The following is a 20,578-nucleotide window of genomic DNA, read 5'->3' as shown; positions in this document are numbered from 1 at the left end:
CGGGCAGCACGCTCTCAGATCCAGATGCCCTTGCCGATGGCGACGACACCGCCGTTGCTCACCGCGAACCGCTGACGGTCGCGCTCGAGGTCGACGCCGATGATCTCGCCGTCGCCGACGACGACGTTCTTGTCGAGGATCGCTCGTCGCACGACCGCACCCTTGCCGATGCGCACACCGGGCATGAGCACGCTGCCCTCGACGGTCGCGCCGTCGTCGACCATGACGTTCGAGCTGAGCACCGAGTTGCGGACCGTGGCGGCCGACAGGATGCTGCCGGCGCCGACGATCGACTCCTGCGCCAGACCGCCCTGCACGAACTTCGCGGGCGGCAGGTTCTCGGCGGCACCGCGGATGGGCCAGCGCCGGTTGTAGAGATTGAAGATCGGGTGGACCGACACGAGGTCCATGTGAGCGTCGTAGAAGGCGTCGAGCGTACCGACGTCGCGCCAGTAGGCACGATCGCGTTCGGTCGCGCCCGGGACGACGTTGTCGTTGAAGTCGTAGACGTGAGCCTCGCCCCGCTCGACGAGCGCGGGGATGATGTCGCCCCCCATGTCGTGGTCGGAGTCGCGATTCTCCGAGTCGGCCCGCAGCGCCTCGACGAGGACCTTCGTGGTGAAGACGTAGTTACCCATGGACGCGAACGTGACGTTGGGGTCGTCGGGTGTCCCGGGCGGATGAGCGGGCTTCTCGAGGAACTGGGTGATCCTGCCGCTCTCGTCGCTGTCGATGCAGCCGAACGCGAATGCCTCGCTGCGCGGGACGCGGATACCGGCGACGGTGACACCGGCGCCCGACTCGATGTGCTGGCGCACCATCTGCTCGGGGTCCATCCGGTACACGTGGTCGGCGCCGAAGACCACGATGTACTCGGGATCCTCGTCGTAGACGAGGTTGAGCGACTGCAGGATCGCGTCGGCGCTGCCGGTGTACCAGCGTGGACCGAGCCGCTGCTGGGCCGGCACCGGGGTGATGTACTCACCGGTGAAGCCGGAGAGGCGCCAGGTCTGCGAGATGTGCCGGTCGAGGGAGTGCGACTTGTACTGCGTGAGAACGCAGATGCGCAGGTAACCGGCATTCACGAGATTGCTGAGCACGAAATCGATGAGGCGGTATGCGCCCCCGAACGGCACTGCCGGCTTGGCCCTGTCCGCGGTCAGCGGATACAGACGTTTGCCCTCGCCGCCGGCGAGAACGATTCCAAGCACATGGGGCTGGCTCCTCACACGCTTCAACCTATCCCCCGACCCAGGCCGCCGCCAGCGAAGCGCGATCTCGACGCCCTTCGGAGTGTCGGGGCCGGGTGGCCGGAACCTGCGCGGCCCGCTACTTTGAGGCGGTGAGGGTGGCAATGATGACGCGGGAGTATCCGCCTGAGGTGTACGGCGGGGCCGGGGTCCACGTCACCGAACTCGTCGAACAACTGCGTCGACTGGTCGAGGTCGACGTGCACTGCACGGGCGCACCGCGCGATACCGCGTTCGTGCACTCCCCCGACCCGGCACTGCGCGATGCCAATCCTGCCCTGACGACCCTGTCGGCCGGGTTGCGCATGGCGCACGCCGCGGCCGGAGTCGACGTGGTGCACTCGCACACCTGGTACACCGGGCTGGCCGGTCATCTGGCCGCCGAACTCCACGACGTCCCGCACATCCTCACCGCGCACTCCCTCGAGCCCCGACGGCCGTGGAAGGCCGAGCAACTCGGGGGCGGTTACCGCATCTCATCCTGGTCCGAGCGCAACGCCGTCCGGTACGCCGACGCGATCATCGCGGTCAGCGACGGGATGCGCCTCGACGTGCTCGACGCCTATCCGTTCGTCGATCCCGCTCGGGTCCACGTGGTGCGCAACGGGATCGACACCACCGTCTGGCATCCGGGCCCGGCCGAGCCCGGCCACGAGTCCGTCGTCACCCGCATCGGTCTCGATCCGGATCGTCCGATCGTCGTGTTCGTCGGCCGCATCACCCGGCAGAAGGGCGTCGGGCACCTGATCGCCGCGGCGCACCATCTCGACCCCGACATCCAGCTCGTCCTGTGTGCCGGCGCGCCCGACACCCCCGAGATCGCCGCGGAGACCGAACGGGCGGTGACCGCCCTGCAGGACGCCCGTGACGGGGTGCACTGGGTACGCGAGATGCTGCCCACCGAATCGGTCCGCGAACTACTCTCGACTGCAACGGTTTTCGTCTGTCCGTCGGTGTACGAGCCGCTGGGGATCGTCAACCTCGAGGCGATGGCCTGCGAGACCGCCGTGGTGGCGTCCGACGTCGGAGGCATCCCGGAGGTCGTGCAGGACGGGGTCACCGGGCGACTGGTGCACTACGACGCCTTCGACACCGAGACCTACGAGCGTGCGCTCGCCGATGCGATCGACGACGTCGCGCGCGACCGCGACCGTGCCGCCCGGTGGGGCCGGGCCGGACGCGACCGCGCTGTCAACGAGTTCTCGTGGGCGCAGATCGCCCGCCAGACCGTCGCCGTCTACCAGCAGGTGCTCACGACGCGCTAGGTTCGTCGGCCGTCTCGACCCGTCGCCACGAGGTGACGGTGACCGAGACCGTCACCTCGAACGGATCGGGCAGGGAGGCCAGCAACTCCGCACGCCGGTTGGACGTCACATGATGGGCGGACGGTCCCATCCCCGCGACGAGACCGAGCGCCTCGCACGGGAGTGCGGCCGTGAAGCGCACGTCCGTCCGTCCCGTTCGCTCGAAACGTCCCGACAGCGCGGACGAGAGCCGCTCCGTCTTCCGGTCGTCCACACTCACCATGCCGGGCAACGCGACCAGTTCGCGCAGATGCTCCGAGGTGGGTGTAGCAACGACGAGCGTGCCTCCGGGGACGAGCACGCGATGACTCTCGGCGGCGTTGCGGGGCGCGAACACCGACAGCACGTGGGTGAGCGATGCCGACTTCACAGGCAGTCGTTGCCACGCATCGGCGAGGATCGCTCCGGTCCGGGGATGACTGCGGGCGATGCGCCGCACCGCGGGCTTGGAGACGTCGAGCCCGATGCCGCGCGCCGCCGGCAGGGCGTCGAGCACGGACGCGAGGTACTGCCCCGTACCGGCCCCGATCTCGAGGATCGCAGTGTCGGCGGCTGCGACTACCGCATCGGTGTCCACCGTATCGGCGGTGTCGAGGCATGCGTCGGCCACCGCGCGCCGGATCGGGTCGTAGTGCCCGGCACCGAGGAAATCGGCGCGGGCCGCGATCATGTCGGCGGTGTCGCCGGTGAACGGCGTCGAACCGCCGGCGAGCAGCGACACGTAGCCCTGGCGTGCGACGTCGAAGCTGTGCCCGCGATCGCACACCACGACGTTGTCGTCGAGGTCGAGCGCGGACTCGCAGTGAGGGCACGCGAGAAGATCGATCACGTCGGCGAGCATCGCGCCTCCGATCGTGCTCTCAGGACGACACCGGGCCCCGCGCGCCGAGGAGCGCGGGGCCCGGAGTGCCCTGAGAGGGGCCGATCAGCTGGTGACACTCTTGAGTTCGTCGCCGAGTGCCGCAGCCTCTTCCGGCGTGAGCTCGACGACCAGACGTCCGCCGCCCTCGAGTGGAACCCTCATGACGATTCCTCGTCCCTCTTTGGTTGCTTCGAGGGGACCGTCCCCGGTCCGGGGCTTCATGGCCGCCATCCTCTGCTCCCTCCAAATCTGCACCCGACCGCCGGGCGCGTGGGTTACCGTGTGGTTGCATCGCCGGTCGCGGCGACGCGCACCTTCTCATTCTTCCCTATCCGGAATACGTGCGCGTAGCTGACTCCTGGGTAAGACACTCCTCCGGGTTCTACGAGTCGAGTGACACCCAGCACGATTCGAGGTGATCGTCGACCATTCCGGTAGCTTGCATCAGCGCATACGCAGTGGTAGGGCCCACAAAACGGAAGCCGTGGCGCTTCAGCTCACGGGCCATCGCCGTGGACTCCGGCGTCACCGCCGGAATCTCCTCGACCGTTACCGAACGTCGCGCGCGTCGCGGCGGTGCGAACGACCACAGCAGCTCGTCGAGATCGGTGGACAGTTCGAGCACGGCCCGCGCGTTGGCGATCACCGCCTCGATCTTGCGGCGGTTGCGCACGATGCCGGAGTCGGCAAGCAACCTCTCGACGTCGGCCTCCGTGAAGTGGGCGACCGCCTCGACGTCGAAGCCGTGGAAAGCCGCGCGGAAGGCCTCCCGCTTGCGCAGGATCGTCAGCCATGACAGTCCCGACTGGAATGCCTCGAGGGAGAGCCGCTCGAACATCTCGTCGCGGCCGTGGAGCGGCCGACCCCACTCGTAGTCGTGATAGTCGCGGTAGAGCGACGAACCGGGACCGTCGACGGCCCACGGGCACCGCACGCGGTCGTCGGTATCGGTTACGGGCCCCTGCCCGTCGGTATCGACCACGGGACCCTGCCCGTCGGTATCGACCACGGGACCCTGCCCGTCGGTATCGACCACGGGACCCTGCCCGTCGGTATCGACCACGGGACCCTGCCCGTCTGCCGTCATCGTGACTCCCCCGTCGACTCCGACGAAGCCCGCTCGGCGACGTTCTCCCCATCGACGTCGGCTGCTCCGACGTCCTCTGCTCCGACGTCTTCTGCCCCGCCGCCCTTTCCGGTGCCGTCGACCTTTCCGGTGCCGTCGACCGGCGGCTCCTCTGCGCGGGCCTCGGCGTCGGCGAGGCGGACCCGCAGATCGTCGACCTCGCGGGCGAGACGATCGAGCGCCCAGTCGACCTCGCTCATCTTGTAACCCCGCACGGTCTGTTGGAACCGCAGGTCGCGGATGTCGGTGCCGGTGACGTCGGTGGCCGGCAACACCGTGACGGTGGTGCCCGGAGGCAGCGGCGCCAACGTCTCGCCCCGGCCGAAGACGGCGCTCGCGACGAAGAACAGCACCGCGGCGACGCCCGCCATCACGAGCACGTACAGCAGAACCGTGAGCATGCTCCGATCTTGGCACGAGCGGCCGACACCGGCCGGGACCGGTGCCGGACGGTCGGGTCAGCCGGTGACCGTCACCATCGGGGGGCGGTCGGTGAGATCGACGGAGGTGTCGAACGGCACGAACGCATCGCCCTCCACCAGGAACTGGGTGAGCGGCGCACCCGAATCGGGGATCCCGCAGCGCGCGAGCATCGTGCCCACGATCTGCCGGCTCATCGCCCCGAGTTCGGACAGCGGCCGGTTGCGGTGCTTGCGGACCCCGAGGTTGACCTGCGCGATCGCGTGGAGACCGAACCGGTCGTAGGTGTCGAGCAGCAACCCGATCTCCACCCCGTAACCCGGTGCGAACGGGACCGACTCGAGCAGTTCCCGCGTCCCCGCGTACTCACCGCCGAGCGGTTGCAGCACGCAGGTCAGCTCCGGTCGCAGTGCCGCGAGCAGCGGCCGTGCGACAAGCTCGGTGACGCGGCCACCGCCGTGGGCGTCCTCGCCTCCACCGGTGCGCAGCGGGCGCCGGTAGTACCCCTTGACGAGGTGCACACCGTCGCCGAGCAGCAGGGGTCCGAGCAATTTCGGCACGAAGGCCGGATCGGGATCGATCAGATCGGAGTCGACGAAGGCGATGATGTCGCCGGAGGTCGCCGCGAGCGACCGCCACAGCACCTCCCCCTTGCCGGGGACCGGTTCGATGCCCGGCACCGCTTCCTCCCTGGACATGACACGGGCACCCGCCGCCCGGGCCCGGATGGCGGTCTCGTCGGTGGAACCCGAATCGAGGACCACCAGTTCGTCCACGAGACCACCGAGCAGCGGGTGGATCGTGTCGATCACACTCGCGACGGTCTCCTCCTCGTTGAGGGCGGGCAGCACCACGGTCACTGTGCGGCCGGCCTTGGCCGCGATCAGCTCGTCGATCGCCCAGGCGGGCCGATCCCAGCTGTTGGCTTCGTTCCACGTGCGTGCAGGTGCACTCATGCCAACCCCCTCACCGTGCGCGCCGGCGGGCGTGTACCCGTGATCGCCGCGACCATGTCGACCACCCGACGTGTGGCTGCCACCTCGTGTACCCGGAACATTCGTGCGCCGGCCGCTGCCGCCAGAGCTGTCGCTGCCAATGTGCCCTCCAACCGGTCGGCGAGTTCGACTCCCAGAGTCTCCCCCACGAAGTCCTTGTTGCTCAGCGCCATAAGCACAGGCCACCCGGTTTTTACAAGAACGTCCACGTGCCGCAACAGAGCGAGTCCGTGATGGGTGTTCTTTCCGAAATCGTGGGTCGGGTCGATGAGGATCGAGTCGCTCGCGACGCCGGCGCGGGCGGCGGCATCCGCGGCCGCGACGACCTCTGCCACCACCTCCCCGACGACGTCGGTGTACCGCACACGGTGCGGGCGGGTGCGCGGGACGGCGCCGCCCGTGTGGGAGCAGACGATGCCGGCCCCGAGTTCCGCGGCGACCGCGACGAGCTCGGGATCGGCACCGGCCCACGTGTCGTTGATCAGATCGGCGCCTTCGCCCACAGCGCGACGCGCGACCTCGCTGCGCCAAGTGTCGACGCTGATGAGCACATCCGGATAGCGCTCGCGGATCGCGGCGACGAACGGCACGACGCGCCGGATCTCCTCGTCGCTGTCGACGACCTCACCCGGCCCGGCCTTCACCCCGCCGATGTCGACGAGGTCGGCACCCTCGGCCACTGCGCGGTCGACGGCCGCGAGCGCCATGTCGTCCTCGAAGGTCGCTCCCCGGTCGTAGAACGAGTCCGGGGTGCGGTTGACGATCGCCATGACGAGCGCCCTGTCGGTGGCGACGGGGCGCCCGCACAGGGTGGACGGTGCCGGACCGGGACGGGTCACGGGGGTCTGCTCGTCGACATCGGTCGCGGGGCCGCTCATGATCCCATCCTGACATGCTCAGCGACCGGGCAATTCTCCTCGCGCGACGCCGTCGACGAAGCCGTCGAAGATCGGCCAGTAACCCTCGCTGCGACTCGCGAGGACGTACACCTCGTCCTCACCGGTCTCGCTGTAGCCCTGCTTGCGCAGATCGACCTTCCTGCTCTTGAAGGTCGTCGTGTACTCGAGCTCGTCGACGATGCGGACGAACAGCGGAACCGCGTAGTCCGGCAACGCGTCGTGCAGCGACTTCGCGAGCGCCGCTCCGTCGAGCTCGGCGCCCTCCTTCAAGGTGATCGCGGCCATCCCGGTGCGGCCGTCGGCCCCGTCGACCTCGACGCCGTAGACGACGGCCTCGGCGATCGTCTCGTGCGACGACACCGCGGCTTCGACCTGCGTGGTCGCGACGTTCTCGCCCTTCCACCGGAAGGTGTCGCCGAGCCGGTCGACGAACGCGACGTGCATCCATCCCTGGTTGCGGACGAGGTCGCCGGTGTCGAACCAGACGTCGCCGTCGGAGAACGCGTCGCGGAGCAGCTTCTTCTCGGTGGCCTCGGGATCGGTGTACCCGTCGAAGGGTGCGCGGGAGGTGACCTTCGCGAGGAGCAGTCCGACCTCGCCCTTGCCGACCTTCTTCAACCGGCCGTCGTCGCCGCGACGTGCCTGGCCCGAATCGGGGTCGTACTCGACGACGGCGTAGGGCAGCGGGCAGATGCCGGCGGTGCGCTTCTGGTCGAGCGCGTTGATGAAGGCGATGTTGCATTCGCTCGCACCGTAGAACTCCGCGACGCGGTCGATACCGAAGCGTTCGGTGAACTCGTCCCACAGTTCTGCGCGCAGACCGTTGCCGACGGCGAGGCGGATCCCGTGGTCGGCGTCGTCCTCCCGCGGCGGCTGGTTGAGCAGGTAGCGGCAGATCTCGCCGATGTAGATGAAGGCCGTGGCGCCGTTGCGCTCCGCGTCGTTCCAGAAGTTGGACGCCGAGAACTTCCGGCCGAGCCCGAGCGTGGCGCCGGCGGCGAGCACCGAGGACAACGCGACCGTGAGGGCGTTGTTGTGATAGAGCGGCAGGCAGGAGTACAGGACGTCGGTCCGGCGCAGGCGCACGCCGAGGCTGCCCAGGCCCGACATCGATTTCAGCCACCGGAAGTGCGTCATGCGGCTGGCCTTCGGCAGTCCTGTCGTGCCGGAGGTGAAGATGTAGTAGGCCGTCTCGGACGCTTGCAGCTCCTCGGTGACTGCGGGATTCGACGCGTCGGCGTCGCGGGCGGCGGTGTCGAGATCGTCGAAGCGCAGCACGGTGCGGGCCTGCGGCTCGCCACCGAGAGAGTCGACGGCCTCCTCGCACTCCTCCCCGATCACGAGGGCGGCGCTGTCGAGCAGCGACAGGCTGTGCTCGAGCACCTCACCACGCTGGTTGATGTTGAGCATGCCGGCGGCCGCACCGAGCTTGACCGCGGCCAGCGCGACCAGCAGGGTCTCGGGCCGGTTGCCCATGAGGATGCCCACGACGTCGCCCATGCCGACACCGCGATCGGCGAGCACCGCTGCGTACCGGTTGACCTGCGCGTTGGCCTCGCCGTAGCCGATGGAGGCTCCCTCGAACCGGATGAAGGGCCGCTCCGGGTGACGCTCGGCGAGCTTCTGGAAGACCGACCCGATCGTCTCGCGGGCGGTCGGCTTCCGGGTCATCCCGGCTGCTCCGCGCAGCACGATGGGGAGATCGGTAGCCATCCGGGGCAGTTTCGAGACGAGTCCGGGCAGGGACACGACGGGGACATTGCCTCGATCGGATCGAATGGTCACGACAGATTTCCTCACGGCGACGTTGGGGACGGGCGGGCTCGCTCGGGCGACACCCACGGCGTTCCCCCGAACTTACCGAAGAGTAGATAAGCGCGCGGCGAAGTGGAACACCTCAGACCGTCGCGTACGGCGCAGCGCAACGGTCGAGCGCGTCGGCGAGGTCGGTGGTGACCGCGAGACCGTCGAGTGCGCGTTGCGCGACGAAGCCGGTGTCGACCATCGACCCGAGCCAGCCGAGCAGGCCGTCGAAGTGGCCCGTGGGATCGAGCAGGACGACCGGCTTGTCATGCATACCGAGATACCCCGCGGTCCACGTCTCGAACAGTTCCTCGAGGGTTCCGATGCCGCCGGGCAGGGTCAGGAAGGCGTTGGCGCGGTCCTCCATGATGCGTTTGCGCTCGCGCATCGTCTCGGTGACGATCAACTCGTCGGCGTCGACGTCCGCGACCTCGCGGTGCACGAGTGCCTTCGGAATGACCCCGATCGTGTGCGCGCCGGCCGCGCGGGCCGCGTCGGCGACCGCGCCCATCATCGATACGTTGCCGCCGCCGGAGACCAGCTGCCAGCCCCGTCGGCCTATCTCGGTACCGACAGCGGCGGCGAGTTCGAGGAACTTCTGGTCGACAGGGCCCGACGCGCAGTACACACAGACCGACAGAGCTTCGGTTACCATCCACTCCCGTTTCCGTACAGTTCGTTCTCGTCCTCGCCGCGATGCGCCTCGAGGATGATGTCCACCGTCTCCTCGACGCTGTCGGTGACGAAGAGCAGGTCGAGGTCGGCGGGCGAGATCTTGCCGCCGCGGACCAGGGTCTCGCGCAGCCAGCCCACCAGACCGTTCCAGTACTCCGAACCGAACAGCACGATCGGGAACTGCGTGATCTTGCGGGTCTGCACGAGGGTCAGTGCCTCGAACAGCTCGTCGAGCGTCCCGAAACCCCCGGGCAGGCACACGAACGCCTGCGAGTACTTCACGAACATCGTCTTGCGCGCGAAGAAGTACCGGAAGTTCAGGCCGAGATCGACCCACTCGTTGAGGCCCTGTTCGAAGGGCAGCTCGATCCCCAGTCCGATCGACAGTCCCCCGGCCTCGCTGGCACCGCGGTTGGCCGCCTCCATCGCGCCCGGACCGCCACCGGTGACGACGGCGTATCCGGCGTGGACGAGTGCGGCGCCGAGCTCGCGGCCGATCTCGTACTCCTCGTGACCGGCCGGGGTGCGCGCCGATCCGAAGACGGTGACGGCGCGGGGCACCTCGGCGAGCGCACCGAAGCCTTCGACGAACTCGCTCTGGATCCGCAGCACACGCCACGGATCGGTGTGCACCCAGTCGGACGGGCCGCGGCGATCGAGCAGCCGCTGGTCCATCGTCGTCGCCTCGCGGGCGAGAGAGCCGCGCAGTTGCACCGGGCCCTGGTGCACGACCTCGCGCCGGGAGCCGCGTTCGGAGGAGGAGTTGTCGCCGGACATGGCGGCCACCTTATCGGGTGAGATAGGAGCGCAGAACGGAGGTCACCTCGGTGATCCGCCCGACCTCGACGTGCTCGTCGCGCTTGTGCGCGAGGTTCGGGTCGCCCGGCCCGTAGTTGACAGCCGGGATCCCCAGCGCGGCGAACCGCGAGACGTCGGTCCAGCCGTACTTGGCCCGGAACTTCCCGCCCGCGGCCTCGACGAGCGCCGCCGCGGCCGGGTTCGACAGTCCGGGCAGCGCGCCGGGTGACATGTCGGTGAGTTCCATCGAGATCGCGAGACCGTCGAAGACCTCGCGGACGTGCGCGAGTGCGTCGTCGGGGCTGCGATCCGGGGCGAACCGGAAGTTCACGTCGAGCGCAGCGGCGTCGGGCACCACGTTGCCGGCGACACCGCCCTCGATGTGCACGGCCGACAGTCCTTCCCGGTACACACAACCGTCGATGTCGACCGACCGTGCCTCGTAGCGGGCCAGACGGTCGAGCACGGCAGCGAGCTTGTGGATCGCGTTGTCGCCGAGCCAGGAGCGCGCCGAATGCGCCCGCACACCGTCGGTCGTGATGCGCACCCGCAGGGTGCCCTGGCAACCGGCCTCGATCTCACCCGAGGTGGGTTCGCCGAGGATCGCCACGTCCGCGTCGAGCCAGTCGCGCAGTTCGGTCTCGATCCGTCCGAGCCCGTTGTACGCGGCCGCGATCTCCTCGCAGTCGTACATCACGATCGTCAGGTCGTGAGCGAGATCGGTGACGGTCGCCGCGAGGTGCAGGAAGACGGCATCGCCGGCCTTCATGTCGGAGGTGCCGCAGCCCCACATCAGGTCGCCGTCGCGCCGCGACGGCACGTTGTCGGCGATCGGGACGGTGTCGAGGTGGCCGGCGAGCATCACACGGCTGCCGAGTCCGCGGTTCGTCCGCGCCAGGACACAGTTGCCGTTGCGCACGACCTCGAAGCCGTCGGTCTGCTCGCGCAGGGCCGTCTCCACGGCGTCGGCGATGAGCGTCTCGTTCTGCGACACGCTCGGGATGTCGACGAGCGCGGCGGTCAGTTCGACGGGGTCGGCGTGCAGGTCCAGCTGCGGTACGGGCATACCTGCACGATACGAAACGCGCCTGTTCCTCAGACCCCGCACACGGTTTTCTCAGGGGGGACACAGGCGCAGGACCGCCTCGCGTACGCTTCTCACCCGTGAGTGCACACGGAGCATCAGCAGTAGGCATCGCGAACATCACGGAGGACGGGACCGTCCTCGACACGTGGTACCCGGCACCCGCCCTCGGCGAGCCGAGCGAAACCGGAACGACGCGACTCGAGGGCACGGACATCCCGTCCGATCTCGCCCTGCTCGCCGGTCACGACGAGGCGCGCGAGGTCCAGCAGGTCGTGGTGCGCACCGACATCGCGGACCTGTCGAAGTCGCCCGTCGACACTCACGACGTCTACCTGCGCCTGCACCTGCTGTCGCACCGTCTCGTCCAGCCGCACGGGCTCAGCCTCGACGGCATCTTCGGCATGCTCGCGAACGTCGTGTGGACCAACTACGGCCCGTGCTCGCTCGAGAACTTCGAGACCGTGCGCTCCCGTCTGCGTATCCGCGGACCGGTGACAGTCTTCGGTGTCGACAAGTTCCCCCGCATGGTCGACTACGTCGTTCCGGCCGGTGTCCGCATCGCCGACGCCGACCGCGTCCGCCTCGGTGCGCACCTCGCGTCCGGCACCACCGTGATGCACGAGGGCTTCGTCAACTTCAACGCCGGCACGCTCGGCAACTCGATGGTCGAGGGCCGCATCTCCGCGGGTGTCGTCGTCGACGACGGTTCCGACGTCGGTGGAGGCGCCTCGATCATGGGCACCCTCTCCGGTGGCGGCAAGGAGGTCATCTCCGTCGGCAAGCGCTGCCTGCTCGGTGCGAACGCGGGCGTGGGCATCTCGCTCGGCGACGACTGCATCGTCGAGGCCGGCCTGTACGTCACCGCCGGTACCAAGGTCACCGGACCTGACGGCACCGTCGTCAAGGCCGCGACCCTCAGCGGCGCGTCCAACCTCCTGCTGCGACGCAACTCGGTGAGCGGCGCGGTCGAGGTCGTGCCGAACAAGGGCAGCGGAGTCGAACTGAACGCGGCTCTGCACGCCAACGACTGACTCTGCAACCACAACAGATTCGGAACCGAGAAACTGTGAGTGAAACCCAGCGGCCCGCGTCCGAGGCCGAACATCTCGGGAGCGGCCTGAAGGTCCGCCATCTGACCATGATGGGACTCGGCTCCGCCATCGGCGCGGGTCTGTTCCTCGGTTCCGGAGTGGGTATCGCCGCAGCCGGTCCGGCCATCATCGTCTCGTACCTGCTCGCCGGCGTGATGATCATCTTCGTGATGCGCATGCTCGGCGAGATGGGTGCCGCACTGCCGGTGAGCGGTTCGTTCTCGCACTACGCGCGCATCGGAATCGGCCGCTGGGCCGGATTCAGCATGGGGTGGCTGTACTGGTTCATGCTGATCATGGTGCTCGGTGTCGAGATCACCGGTGCCTCCGCGATCGTGCAGTCGTGGCTGCCGGGCGTACCCCAATGGGTGGTCGCGCTGGTGTTCGTCACCTTCTTCGCGGTGGTCAATCTGGCGAGGGTCGCCAACTTCGGTGAGTTCGAGTTCTGGTTCGCGGCACTGAAGGTCGCGGTCATCCTCGGGTTCCTGGTGATCGGCATCCTGCTCGTGTTCGGTCTGCTTCCGGGCACCGAACCCGTCGGCACCACGCACCTGCTCGGCGACGGCGACGGTTTCGCGCCCAACGGGATCGCCGGTGTCGCGGCCGGTCTGCTCGCGGTGGCCTTCGCGTTCGGCGGCATCGAGATCGTCACGATCGCCGCGGCCGAATCGAAGGATCCGGAACGGTCCATCGCGACGGCCGTGCGCAGTGTCGTCTGGCGGATCTCGGTCTTCTACCTCGGGTCGATCTCGATCATGGTGCTCGTGCTGCCGTGGACCGCGGCGAGCGGTGAGACCTCCCCGTTCGTCTCGGTGCTCGACATCGCCGGCATCCCCTACGTGTCCGGCTTCATGGAACTCGTCGTGGTGATCGCGCTGCTGTCGGCGTTCAACGCCAACGTCTACGGCACCTCCCGCATGGCCTACTCGCTGGCACGCGGCGGCGACGGACCGGCCTGGCTCAGTAAGCTCACCCACCACGGAGTGCCCCGCAACGCGGTGCTCGTCTCGGTGTTCTTCGGCTTCGTCAGCGTGTGGCTCAACTGGCTGCTGCCCGACACCATCCTCGGGATCCTGCTCAACGCGGTCGGATCGGCGCTCATCGCGATCTGGTTGTTCATCGTCGTCTCGCATCTGCGGCTGCGCCGCAAGTTCGAGCGCGAAGGCACCATCCGCCTGCGCATGTGGCTGTTCCCCTATCTCAGCTGGTTCACGCTCGCGATGCTCATCGGCTTCATCGTGCTGATGCTGTCCGACAGCGCGGCCCGGGTCCAGCTCGCGTCGACCTTCGTGCTGTTCCTGATCATCACGGCGCTCGGCTTGCTCTGGCACCGCACCCACGACGACAAGACGGTCAGCCACCCGTCCGATCGGCCAGCGCAGTGAGCACGAGCTCGGTGATGTCGAGCGGATCGCTCGTCCGGTAGCTCACCCCTCCGGTCGCCGCGGCGATCTGCTCGAGGGTTGCGGTGTCCACGTCCTCACCGAGTCCGATCGTCACGATCCGTACCGGCCTGGACGGATCGTTCTCGTTCGAGAGGACCGCGAGCAGTTCGTCCTTCGACATCGCGGAACCGTTGTCGGCGCCGTCGGTCACCACGACGACACTGTTGGCCGCGCGCGGATCGTAGCTGTCCTGCACGTACCGGAAGGCCGCGAGGATCGTGTCGTAGAGCGCGGTGGTCTCGTCGGCCGTACCGGCCATCTGCGCGACGAGCGAGGTGAGCAGGTCGCGTTGGGTACCGTCGTCCACCACCGCATCGAAGCGCCGGATCGGTGCCGCCACGATGTAGTCCCCCGTTGCCTCGGCGCGGTCGTTCGGCAATGTGGCGTAGTCGCTCACTCCCCCACCGAAGAACCACAGGCCCGCTGAGACGTTCCCGGGCAGGACCTCGTTGGCGGCGGTCGCGGCGCGCCGGACCAGTTCGATCCGACTCTCGTCGCCGAGATTACGGTTCATCGACGCGGAGACGTCCACCGCGAACACGGTGCGCACGGGAAGCGCCTGCAACGCCCACACGTTCATCGCCTCCTCGGCGACGGTCTCGTCGTCGAGTTCGAGCACCGGCACCGCTCCCACACCGCGGCCGTCGGGCAGGGGTCGTCCGCCTCCGTCCCGGAAGCCGTGACGGGTCAGCCTGTCGAGTCCTTCGGACGTGTGCAGCGCGTCGGTCAGCGCCGTGGCGGCCGCCGCCGCGGCGTCGTGCCGTTCTCCGCGCGCCGTCACGACCACCGGATAGTCCACGAGCAGCGTCCCGGTGACGGGTACCTCGATGCCCAGTTCGCGCTTGTGGACGCTGCGATAGGTCTCGACCTGCTGTTCGGTGCTCACCACCGTCCCACCATCGGCGACGGTCTCCTCGAGCAAGGTCGATCCGGTAGGTACCTCCTCGTCGCGAACCCCCTCCCGCTCGGCGAGCGGCGCCATGACGGGACGGACCGTGCCCATCGCGACGGGATCGTCGGCGGCCTCGGCCAGCACGGCGCGGATGGCACCTGCCGCGGGACCGGAGCGCAATGGATTGCCGAAGACGAGACCGGGATCGGACAGGGCCTCCTGCCAGTCGGCCGCCGGTTCGACGGTGCCCGGCGCACCCGCGATCACGAGCGGCGTGGTGGCCAGCGGTGTCGACACCGTGCGCACCGGGCCCGTGGCGGTCTCACCCGCCCACGACGCCCACCAACCGCCCGCCGGGAGCCACAGGTCGGGAACGTCGTCGGTCGCCAGTCGCGCCGACACCTCCCCCGGTTCCTGTTCGACTACCTCGAACTCCGTACATGCGGATACCGAGGTCCCCTCGATCACCGGTGCGAGGTCGGCGGTGACCGCCACGGTGTAGCGCTCGGAGTCGTCGCACCCACTCCGCCGCTCCACGAACAGGAAGGCGACGGATCCGGCAGCGAGGACGAGGATCACGGCGACGACGAACCAGCGCGCCCGACCCCCGCCCGGCCGTGCATCCCCACTCACGCCGCCACGACGGCTCGGCGGATCCGACTCGGACGGTCCGGACTCCCCCGCCATGCGTCGGCCCCCTCGTGCTCACTCCGGGTGACGACCCTCGGTCGCCCGAGACCGATGATATAGACCGGCACGCCTCGGGAAGCCGAATCCGACGCGATATCAGCCCTGTTCGGAGCTCTCCAGTTCGAGTCGTCGAGCGATCAGCGCCGCCTGCAGCTGGCGCAGTCCGGAGGGCCGGGTGGGGTCGAATCCGGTGAGTTGCGCGACCCGCTTGAGGCGGTAGTCGACAGTGTTCGCGTGGACGTGCAGGGTCTTGGCCGTGAGCTGGCGGCTCAGGTCGTGGGCGATGTGCGTTTCCAGCGTCTCGACGAGTTCGGGTGATTCGTCGAGCGGGTCGAGGACGCGTGCGAGGTGACGGCGCGCCGGTCCGGGCCGCGTGAGCTGGTATTCGAGGGCCAGATCCTGCATACCGTAGGCCCCGACCGCACGGCCGAGCCGTCGCACCAGATCGAGCAGTTCGTGGGCCTGCTTCGCCGCGGTGGGCACCTCCCGGACGGGGGCGTGGACGAGAGCGATCGTGACGGACACGCCCGCGACGGTCTCGATGCGCTGCCGGAATTCCTCGATCGCCTCGGTCGAGGGCGATTCGGGGAGCAGGACGGTGCCGCCCTCGGGGCCGAGCATCGCGAGGTGGCGGCCCTCGCAGATCGCCTCGAGTTCGGTCTCGACCCGGCGCAGGGTGCGCCGCGCGACGACCTCCGGCCGCACGTGCGGATTGCGTTCGTCGGGATGTCGGGTGAGCGAGACCGCGAGCACGGTGTAGGTGTCGGCGAGCACCAGCCCGGAGCGTTGCGCCACGGCCGCGGCGTCCTGCCCGCTCAGCAGCGCGGCGACCAGTTCCTGCGCGGCGACGTCGCGTTCACGGCGGATGGCGTCGAGTTCGGCGACGAAACCGGTGGTCGCGGCGACGGTGACCTTCTCGAGCAGCGCCATCCACAGGCGGGACGCGTCGGCGACGGAGGAGACATCGCCCTCCCGGGCCCGATCGGTGACCAGCTCCCACCCGAGACGGATGCCTTCGTGATAGATCCGGAGCATGTATTCGAGCCGGAAGCCGGCGCGGGCCCACTGGGCTGCGCTGCTGCGCAGGTCGGCGAGTTCCGCGTCGGAGGGTAGTTCTCCGGAGTCGAGGAGATGGATCGCGATGCGCAGGCAGCGCACGGTGACCTCGGTGACGTCACCGCGCAGCGATTCGCCCGGTCGCAGCGAACACGGCGCCACGTTGTCGGCGAAGTGCGCCACGAGTTTGCGAGCCACGGCGGGCAGATCGCGCAGCGGAACGGACGCGGGCTTCCCGTCCACCAGGAAGAGCGGAGCGTTGTCACCGTCCCCCCGACGATCGTGCCCGGTCACCCGGACCTGATCCGTTACAGACATCCCTCGAACCCCCATCGAAGTGAGTAGATCTACATACGGTGCAGTAGAGAATCCGCCTCGCAGTGTGACACATGCAACCCCTGTGACCGATTTTCCACGAAGTTCCGGTGACAGGAACCTGCCCGCGGGCGCTCCCCACCGACCCTGTCAGCCCAGTTTCTTCTTCTGCACCTTGCCCATCGCATTGCGTGGAAGGTCACCCACCACACGCACCTCCCGGGGCCGCTTGTGCACGGAAAGCTGTTGTGCGACAAGGTCGATCAGTTCCGACCCGTCGACTTGGGGGCCGTCGGCGGCGGGCACCACGAACGCGACGATCCGCTGACCGAGGTCGTCGTCGGGCAGGCCCACCACGGCCACCTCCCGCACCGCGGGATGACCGAGCAGAACGGTCTCGATCTCCCCCGCACCCACCCGGAACCCACCGGTCTTGATCAGATCGGTCGACTCGCGACCCACGATGCGGTGGAATCCGCCCTCGTCGACGGCCGCCACATCGCCGGTGACGAACCATCCGTCCTCGGTCCACGCGGCCGCGGTGGCCTCCGGCCTGTTCAGGTAGCCGTCGAAGAGCATCGGTCCACGCACCTGCAAGACGCCGATGCTCTCCCCGTCGTGGGGCACGTCGCGGCCCTGCTCGTCGCGCAGGCGCGTCTCGACCCGGGCCACCGGCGTGCCGACCCAGCCGGGACGGCGCTCGCCGTCGACGCGCGTGCTGAGCGTCAGCATCGTCTCGCTCATGCCGTAGCGCTCGATCGGAACCAGTCCCGTGAGCTCACGCAGTCGTTCGAAGACCGGCACCGGCAGCGGCGCGCTGCCGGAGACGAGCAGTCGCGCGCCGCTGAGCGCGCGGGCGGAGTCCTCGTCCTCGACGACGCGTGTCCACACCGTCGGCACCCCGAAGTAGAGGGATCCCTGCGCTTCGGCGTAGGCCTGCGGAGTGGGCTTCCCGGTGTGGATCAGCCGGCTGCCCACCCGCAGGGCTCCGACCACACCGAGCACGAGTCCGTGCACGTGGAACAGCGGCAGCCCGTGGACGAGCGTGTCGCGCTCGGTCCAGGCCCACGCCTCGGCGAGCGCGTCGATGCCCGCGGCGATCGCCCGGCGGCTCAGCAGCACACCCTTCGGAGCGCCGGTGGTCCCGGAGGTGTAGAGCACGAACGCGATTCGCGCCGGGTTCGGCTCGGGCAGGTGGTGCCAGTCGCGGGCGTGCAGGCGGACCGGCAGGCTCGGCAACTGCGGAACGTCGGGATGCTGCACCTCCGGCGCCGGACCGAGCCAGGCCTGCGCCTCCGAGTCCGTCAGGATGTGGGCGAGTTCGGCGGGCCCCGAGTCCGGTGGCACCGGCACCACGGTCGTCCCGGCGAGCAGGGCACCGGTCACGGCGACGACGGTGGTCGCGCTCGGAGTCGCGAGCACGGCCACCCGATCGGCGCGCGCCACCCGCGCCGCGACGGCGGTGGCCGCGCCGAGCAGATCGCTGCGGGAGAAGGTGTGGCCGTCGATACGGACGACGTCCGGGAGATCGTCGCCGCGCGCGACGGCCAGCGGATTCAGCGAACGAAGCAGTGCAGACACGACAGCCACGATTCCATATCGATGCCGCAGCCTCGCGGGGGCGGTCGGGTGTGGCGGTCAGGTGTGGATGTCGCCGCGCGCCGCGGACATCGATGTCCGCGCCAGATGTGCCGGGGGAAGCACGGTGGCCAGGACCGCGCCCAGCAGCATTCCGATGAGGACGGCCACGCCGTGCGCATCGCCCGCGATCACGAGGACCACACCGAGAAGGAAGGTCGCCGCGGAGGCGACGAGCAGCGAGCGTGTCGCTCCGACGACCGGCCACAGTCCCGCGAGAGTCGCGGCCGCCGCGAGCGTCGCGCCGGTTGTTCCCGCGCCGTCGGACGGGAAGACGAAGGTGGTGAACAACCCCCACAGCACCTGGCCGACCAGGAACAACCCGAGTGCGCGGTACCACCCCCACACCCGCACGATCGCGATGGCGACCACCGCGAGCAACAGCAGGTTCACGACGGTGAGGAGCACGCCGCCGTCCTCGATCAGACCTGCGGTGAGGACACGCCACCACTCCCCCGAGTCCCGGGTGCGGACCGGCTGCCGCCGGAAGACGTCGAGCAGTCCCGGGAAGACCAGTCGCGCGAGCGAGGCCACCGCGACCACCGACCACAGGATCGTCGCCGCGACCGGCGGAGGCCACCAGAACGATCGCGTCGTCGCGTGCGCGGAACTTCCCGCATGGGAGCGTGACGCGCTCACCGCAGCGATGGCCACCACGGCGACGTAGAGCACCCACAGCAGCGGATCCTCACCGGACGAACTCACGGGGCCAATCTACCGGCGAGCTGCTCGCCGAGCGGTGCGCCGGCGCGCTCTATCGGCGCAGTCGGGCAGCGGCGGCGTCGATGGCGTCGTCGGTCGCGGTGAGCGCGATCCGGACGTGCAGGACACCTCCGGGACCGTAGAACTCGCCGGGTGCGACGAGGATGCCGCGGTCAGCGAACCAGTCGACGGTCGCGCGGCATCCCTCACCGCGCGTCGCCCACAGGTACAGGCCCGCCTCCGAATGGTCGACGGTGAAGCCGGCGCCGCGCACGGCCTCGAGGAGCACCTCGCGACGCTTGCGGTACTTCTCGCGCTGCGCGTTCTCGTGTTCGTCGTCGTTCAGTGCCGCGGTCATCGCGGCCTGGATCGGCAGCGGCAGCATCATGCCGGAGTGCTTACGGACCTCGAGCAGGTCGGCGACGAGGTCGGCGTCGCCGGTGACGAAACCGGCCCGGTAGCTCGCGAGATTGGAGGTCTTCGACAGCGAGTGCACCGCGAGGAGGTTGGTGTGGTCGCCCCCGCACACGTTCGGGTGCAGGATCGACAGGGCCTCACACTCCCAGGTGAGCCCGAGATAACACTCGTCGGAGACGACGATCGCGTTGCGGCTGCGCGCCCAGTCGACGACCTTGCGCAGGTGGTCGGGTCCGAGCACCTTGCCGGTGGGGTTCGACGGCGAGTTCACGAAGACCAGCGACGCGACCTCGGGGCCGAGGCGGGTCAGCCCGTCGGCGCGGATGATGCGGGCACCGGCGAGCAGCCCGCCCACCTCGTAGGTCGGGTACGCCAGTTCGGGGATCACGACGAGATCGTCGGCACCGAGGCCGAGCAGCGACGGCAGCCAGGCGATCATCTCCTTGGTGCCGATCGCCGGCAAGATCGCCGAGTCGTCGAGACCGGTGATGCCGTAGCGACGTTCGAGCGCACCCACGGCCGCCCGCCGCAGTTCGGCGGTGCCGTGCGTGGTCGGGTAGCCCGGCTCCTCCGCGACGGAGACGAGCGCCTCCCGGATCACGGGGGCGACCGGGTCGACCGGTGTGCCCACCGACAGGTTGACGATGCCGTCGGGATGCGCCGCTGCCTTCGTTTTCGCGTCGGTCAGGGAATCCCAGGGGAAGTCCGGCAGGCTCTTCGCCACCGAACGGCGGACACGCGTGCTCACGAAAGTTCCACCGGTCCGTTCGTCACTCTTCGCCCATGGGAGGGAGATTCTTGACGAACGGCGGGTCGTAGTCGACCTTGCCGAGCTTCGCGGCGCCACCGGGCGAGCCGAGATCGTTGAAGAAGTCGACGTTGGCCTTGACGTACTCGGACCACTCGTCCGGGACGTCGTCCTCGTAGAAGATCGCTTCGACGGGGCACACGGGCTCGCACGCACCGCAGTCGACGCACTCGTCGGGGTGGATGTACAGCATGCGACCGCCCTCGTAGATGCAGTCGACGGGGCACTCCTCGATGCATGCCTTGTCCAACACGTCCACGCACGGTTCCGCAATCGTGTACGTCACTGCTGTTCTCCCTGCCTCT

Annotated in this window: 20 protein-coding genes; 3 read left to right on the top strand and 17 right to left on the bottom strand. The window is 69.0% G+C overall.

What is annotated here, in order from left to right; translation table 11 throughout:
- Window positions 1–14: 14 nt before the first annotated feature.
- Window positions 15–1,229: a glucose-1-phosphate adenylyltransferase gene (gene glgC, locus ACQR3U_RS07260; RefSeq protein ID WP_230810089.1), complete on the bottom strand. Its 1,215-nt coding sequence runs from the start codon at window positions 1,227–1,229 to the stop codon at window positions 15–17.
- A gap of 113 nt (window positions 1,230–1,342) precedes the next feature.
- On the opposite strand from glgC, the gene glgA reads away from it, so the two are divergent.
- On the top strand, window positions 1,343–2,515 hold the full coding sequence (gene glgA, locus ACQR3U_RS07255) for a glycogen synthase (protein WP_064255902.1): 1,173 nt from the start codon (window positions 1,343–1,345) through the stop codon (window positions 2,513–2,515).
- Here the strand turns inward: glgA and ACQR3U_RS07250 are convergent.
- From ACQR3U_RS07250 to dapE, 10 genes are all read right to left on the bottom strand, one after another.
- Window positions 2,502–3,395 (bottom strand): putative RNA methyltransferase, encoded by an 894-nt coding sequence (locus ACQR3U_RS07250; protein WP_230810088.1) that lies wholly within the window; start codon window positions 3,393–3,395, stop codon window positions 2,502–2,504. The genes glgA and ACQR3U_RS07250 overlap by 14 nt on opposite strands.
- 84 nt (window positions 3,396–3,479) lie before the next feature.
- Window positions 3,480–3,647: a DUF3117 domain-containing protein gene (locus tag ACQR3U_RS07245; RefSeq protein WP_006554284.1), complete on the bottom strand. Its 168-nt coding sequence runs from the start codon at window positions 3,645–3,647 to the stop codon at window positions 3,480–3,482.
- Between the two features lie 151 nt (window positions 3,648–3,798).
- Complete coding sequence (locus tag ACQR3U_RS07240) at window positions 3,799–4,503, bottom strand: DNA-3-methyladenine glycosylase I (protein ID WP_428692118.1); 705 nt, start codon at window positions 4,501–4,503, stop codon at window positions 3,799–3,801.
- Window positions 4,500–4,943, bottom strand: a complete 444-nt coding sequence (locus ACQR3U_RS07235; RefSeq protein WP_024103436.1) for a DivIVA domain-containing protein — start codon at window positions 4,941–4,943, stop codon at window positions 4,500–4,502. The genes ACQR3U_RS07240 and ACQR3U_RS07235 overlap by 4 nt, the downstream gene beginning before the upstream one ends.
- A gap of 57 nt (window positions 4,944–5,000) precedes the next feature.
- Window positions 5,001–5,918, bottom strand: coding sequence for a glucosyl-3-phosphoglycerate synthase (locus tag ACQR3U_RS07230; protein WP_230810086.1), 918 nt, complete (start codon window positions 5,916–5,918; stop codon window positions 5,001–5,003).
- On the bottom strand, window positions 5,915–6,835 hold the full coding sequence (folP, locus tag ACQR3U_RS07225; protein ID WP_230810085.1) for a dihydropteroate synthase: 921 nt from the start codon (window positions 6,833–6,835) through the stop codon (window positions 5,915–5,917). The genes ACQR3U_RS07230 and folP overlap by 4 nt, the downstream gene beginning before the upstream one ends.
- Before the next feature lie 18 nt (window positions 6,836–6,853).
- Window positions 6,854–8,635, bottom strand: a complete 1,782-nt coding sequence (locus ACQR3U_RS07220) for a long-chain-acyl-CoA synthetase (RefSeq protein WP_372477552.1) — start codon at window positions 8,633–8,635, stop codon at window positions 6,854–6,856.
- Window positions 8,636–8,753: 118 nt separating this feature from the next.
- Window positions 8,754–9,314, bottom strand: coding sequence for a TIGR00730 family Rossman fold protein (locus ACQR3U_RS07215; RefSeq protein ID WP_019288053.1), 561 nt, complete (start codon window positions 9,312–9,314; stop codon window positions 8,754–8,756).
- The gene (locus tag ACQR3U_RS07210) at window positions 9,308–10,111 is read right to left on the bottom strand and encodes a TIGR00730 family Rossman fold protein (protein ID WP_006550564.1); all 804 of its coding nucleotides are present in this window, start codon (window positions 10,109–10,111) and stop codon (window positions 9,308–9,310) included. The genes ACQR3U_RS07215 and ACQR3U_RS07210 overlap by 7 nt, the downstream gene beginning before the upstream one ends.
- Window positions 10,112–10,121: 10 nt before the next feature.
- Window positions 10,122–11,198 carry a succinyl-diaminopimelate desuccinylase gene (gene dapE, locus ACQR3U_RS07205; protein ID WP_219130043.1) on the bottom strand — a complete coding sequence of 359 codons (1,077 nt, stop codon included), beginning with the start codon at window positions 11,196–11,198 and terminating at the stop codon, window positions 10,122–10,124.
- A gap of 98 nt (window positions 11,199–11,296) precedes the next feature.
- Here dapE and dapD point away from each other — a divergent pair, with 98 nt between their 5' ends.
- Window positions 11,297–12,250: a 2,3,4,5-tetrahydropyridine-2,6-dicarboxylate N-succinyltransferase gene (gene dapD / locus ACQR3U_RS07200; RefSeq protein ID WP_230810084.1), complete on the top strand. Its 954-nt coding sequence runs from the start codon at window positions 11,297–11,299 to the stop codon at window positions 12,248–12,250.
- 107 nt (window positions 12,251–12,357) lie between these two features.
- Window positions 12,358–13,695: an amino acid permease gene (locus ACQR3U_RS07195; protein ID WP_220577881.1), complete on the top strand. Its 1,338-nt coding sequence runs from the start codon at window positions 12,358–12,360 to the stop codon at window positions 13,693–13,695.
- Here the strand turns inward: ACQR3U_RS07195 and ACQR3U_RS07190 are convergent.
- The 6 genes from ACQR3U_RS07190 to fdxA form a co-directional block, all read right to left on the bottom strand.
- Window positions 13,664–15,280, bottom strand: a complete 1,617-nt coding sequence (locus ACQR3U_RS07190; protein WP_230810083.1) for a substrate-binding domain-containing protein — start codon at window positions 15,278–15,280, stop codon at window positions 13,664–13,666. The genes ACQR3U_RS07195 and ACQR3U_RS07190 overlap by 32 nt on opposite strands.
- A 153-nt stretch (window positions 15,281–15,433) precedes the next feature.
- Entirely contained in the window at window positions 15,434–16,687 is a 1,254-nt protein-coding gene (locus ACQR3U_RS07185) for a PucR family transcriptional regulator (protein ID WP_006550569.1), read from the bottom strand.
- Between the two features lie 171 nt (window positions 16,688–16,858).
- Window positions 16,859–18,289 carry an acyl-CoA synthetase gene (locus ACQR3U_RS07180; RefSeq protein WP_230810082.1) on the bottom strand — a complete coding sequence of 477 codons (1,431 nt, stop codon included), beginning with the start codon at window positions 18,287–18,289 and terminating at the stop codon, window positions 16,859–16,861.
- 57 nt (window positions 18,290–18,346) lie between these two features.
- Window positions 18,347–19,051 (bottom strand): hypothetical protein, encoded by a 705-nt coding sequence (locus ACQR3U_RS07175; RefSeq protein WP_033097290.1) that lies wholly within the window; start codon window positions 19,049–19,051, stop codon window positions 18,347–18,349.
- Window positions 19,052–19,100: 49 nt separating this feature from the next.
- Entirely contained in the window at window positions 19,101–20,213 is a 1,113-nt protein-coding gene (dapC, locus tag ACQR3U_RS07170; protein ID WP_071934566.1) for a succinyldiaminopimelate transaminase, read from the bottom strand.
- 22 nt (window positions 20,214–20,235) lie between these two features.
- Window positions 20,236–20,559, bottom strand: coding sequence for a ferredoxin (fdxA, locus tag ACQR3U_RS07165; protein WP_006550573.1), 324 nt, complete (start codon window positions 20,557–20,559; stop codon window positions 20,236–20,238).
- Between the last annotated feature and the right edge of the window lie 19 nt (window positions 20,560–20,578).

It is taken from the genome of Rhodococcus sp. IEGM1339 (genome assembly GCF_050321925.1).
GTDB classification, from domain to species: domain Bacteria; phylum Actinomycetota; class Actinomycetes; order Mycobacteriales; family Mycobacteriaceae; genus Rhodococcus; species Rhodococcus pyridinivorans.
This window is presented reverse-complemented; position numbering and strand designations above follow the sequence as displayed.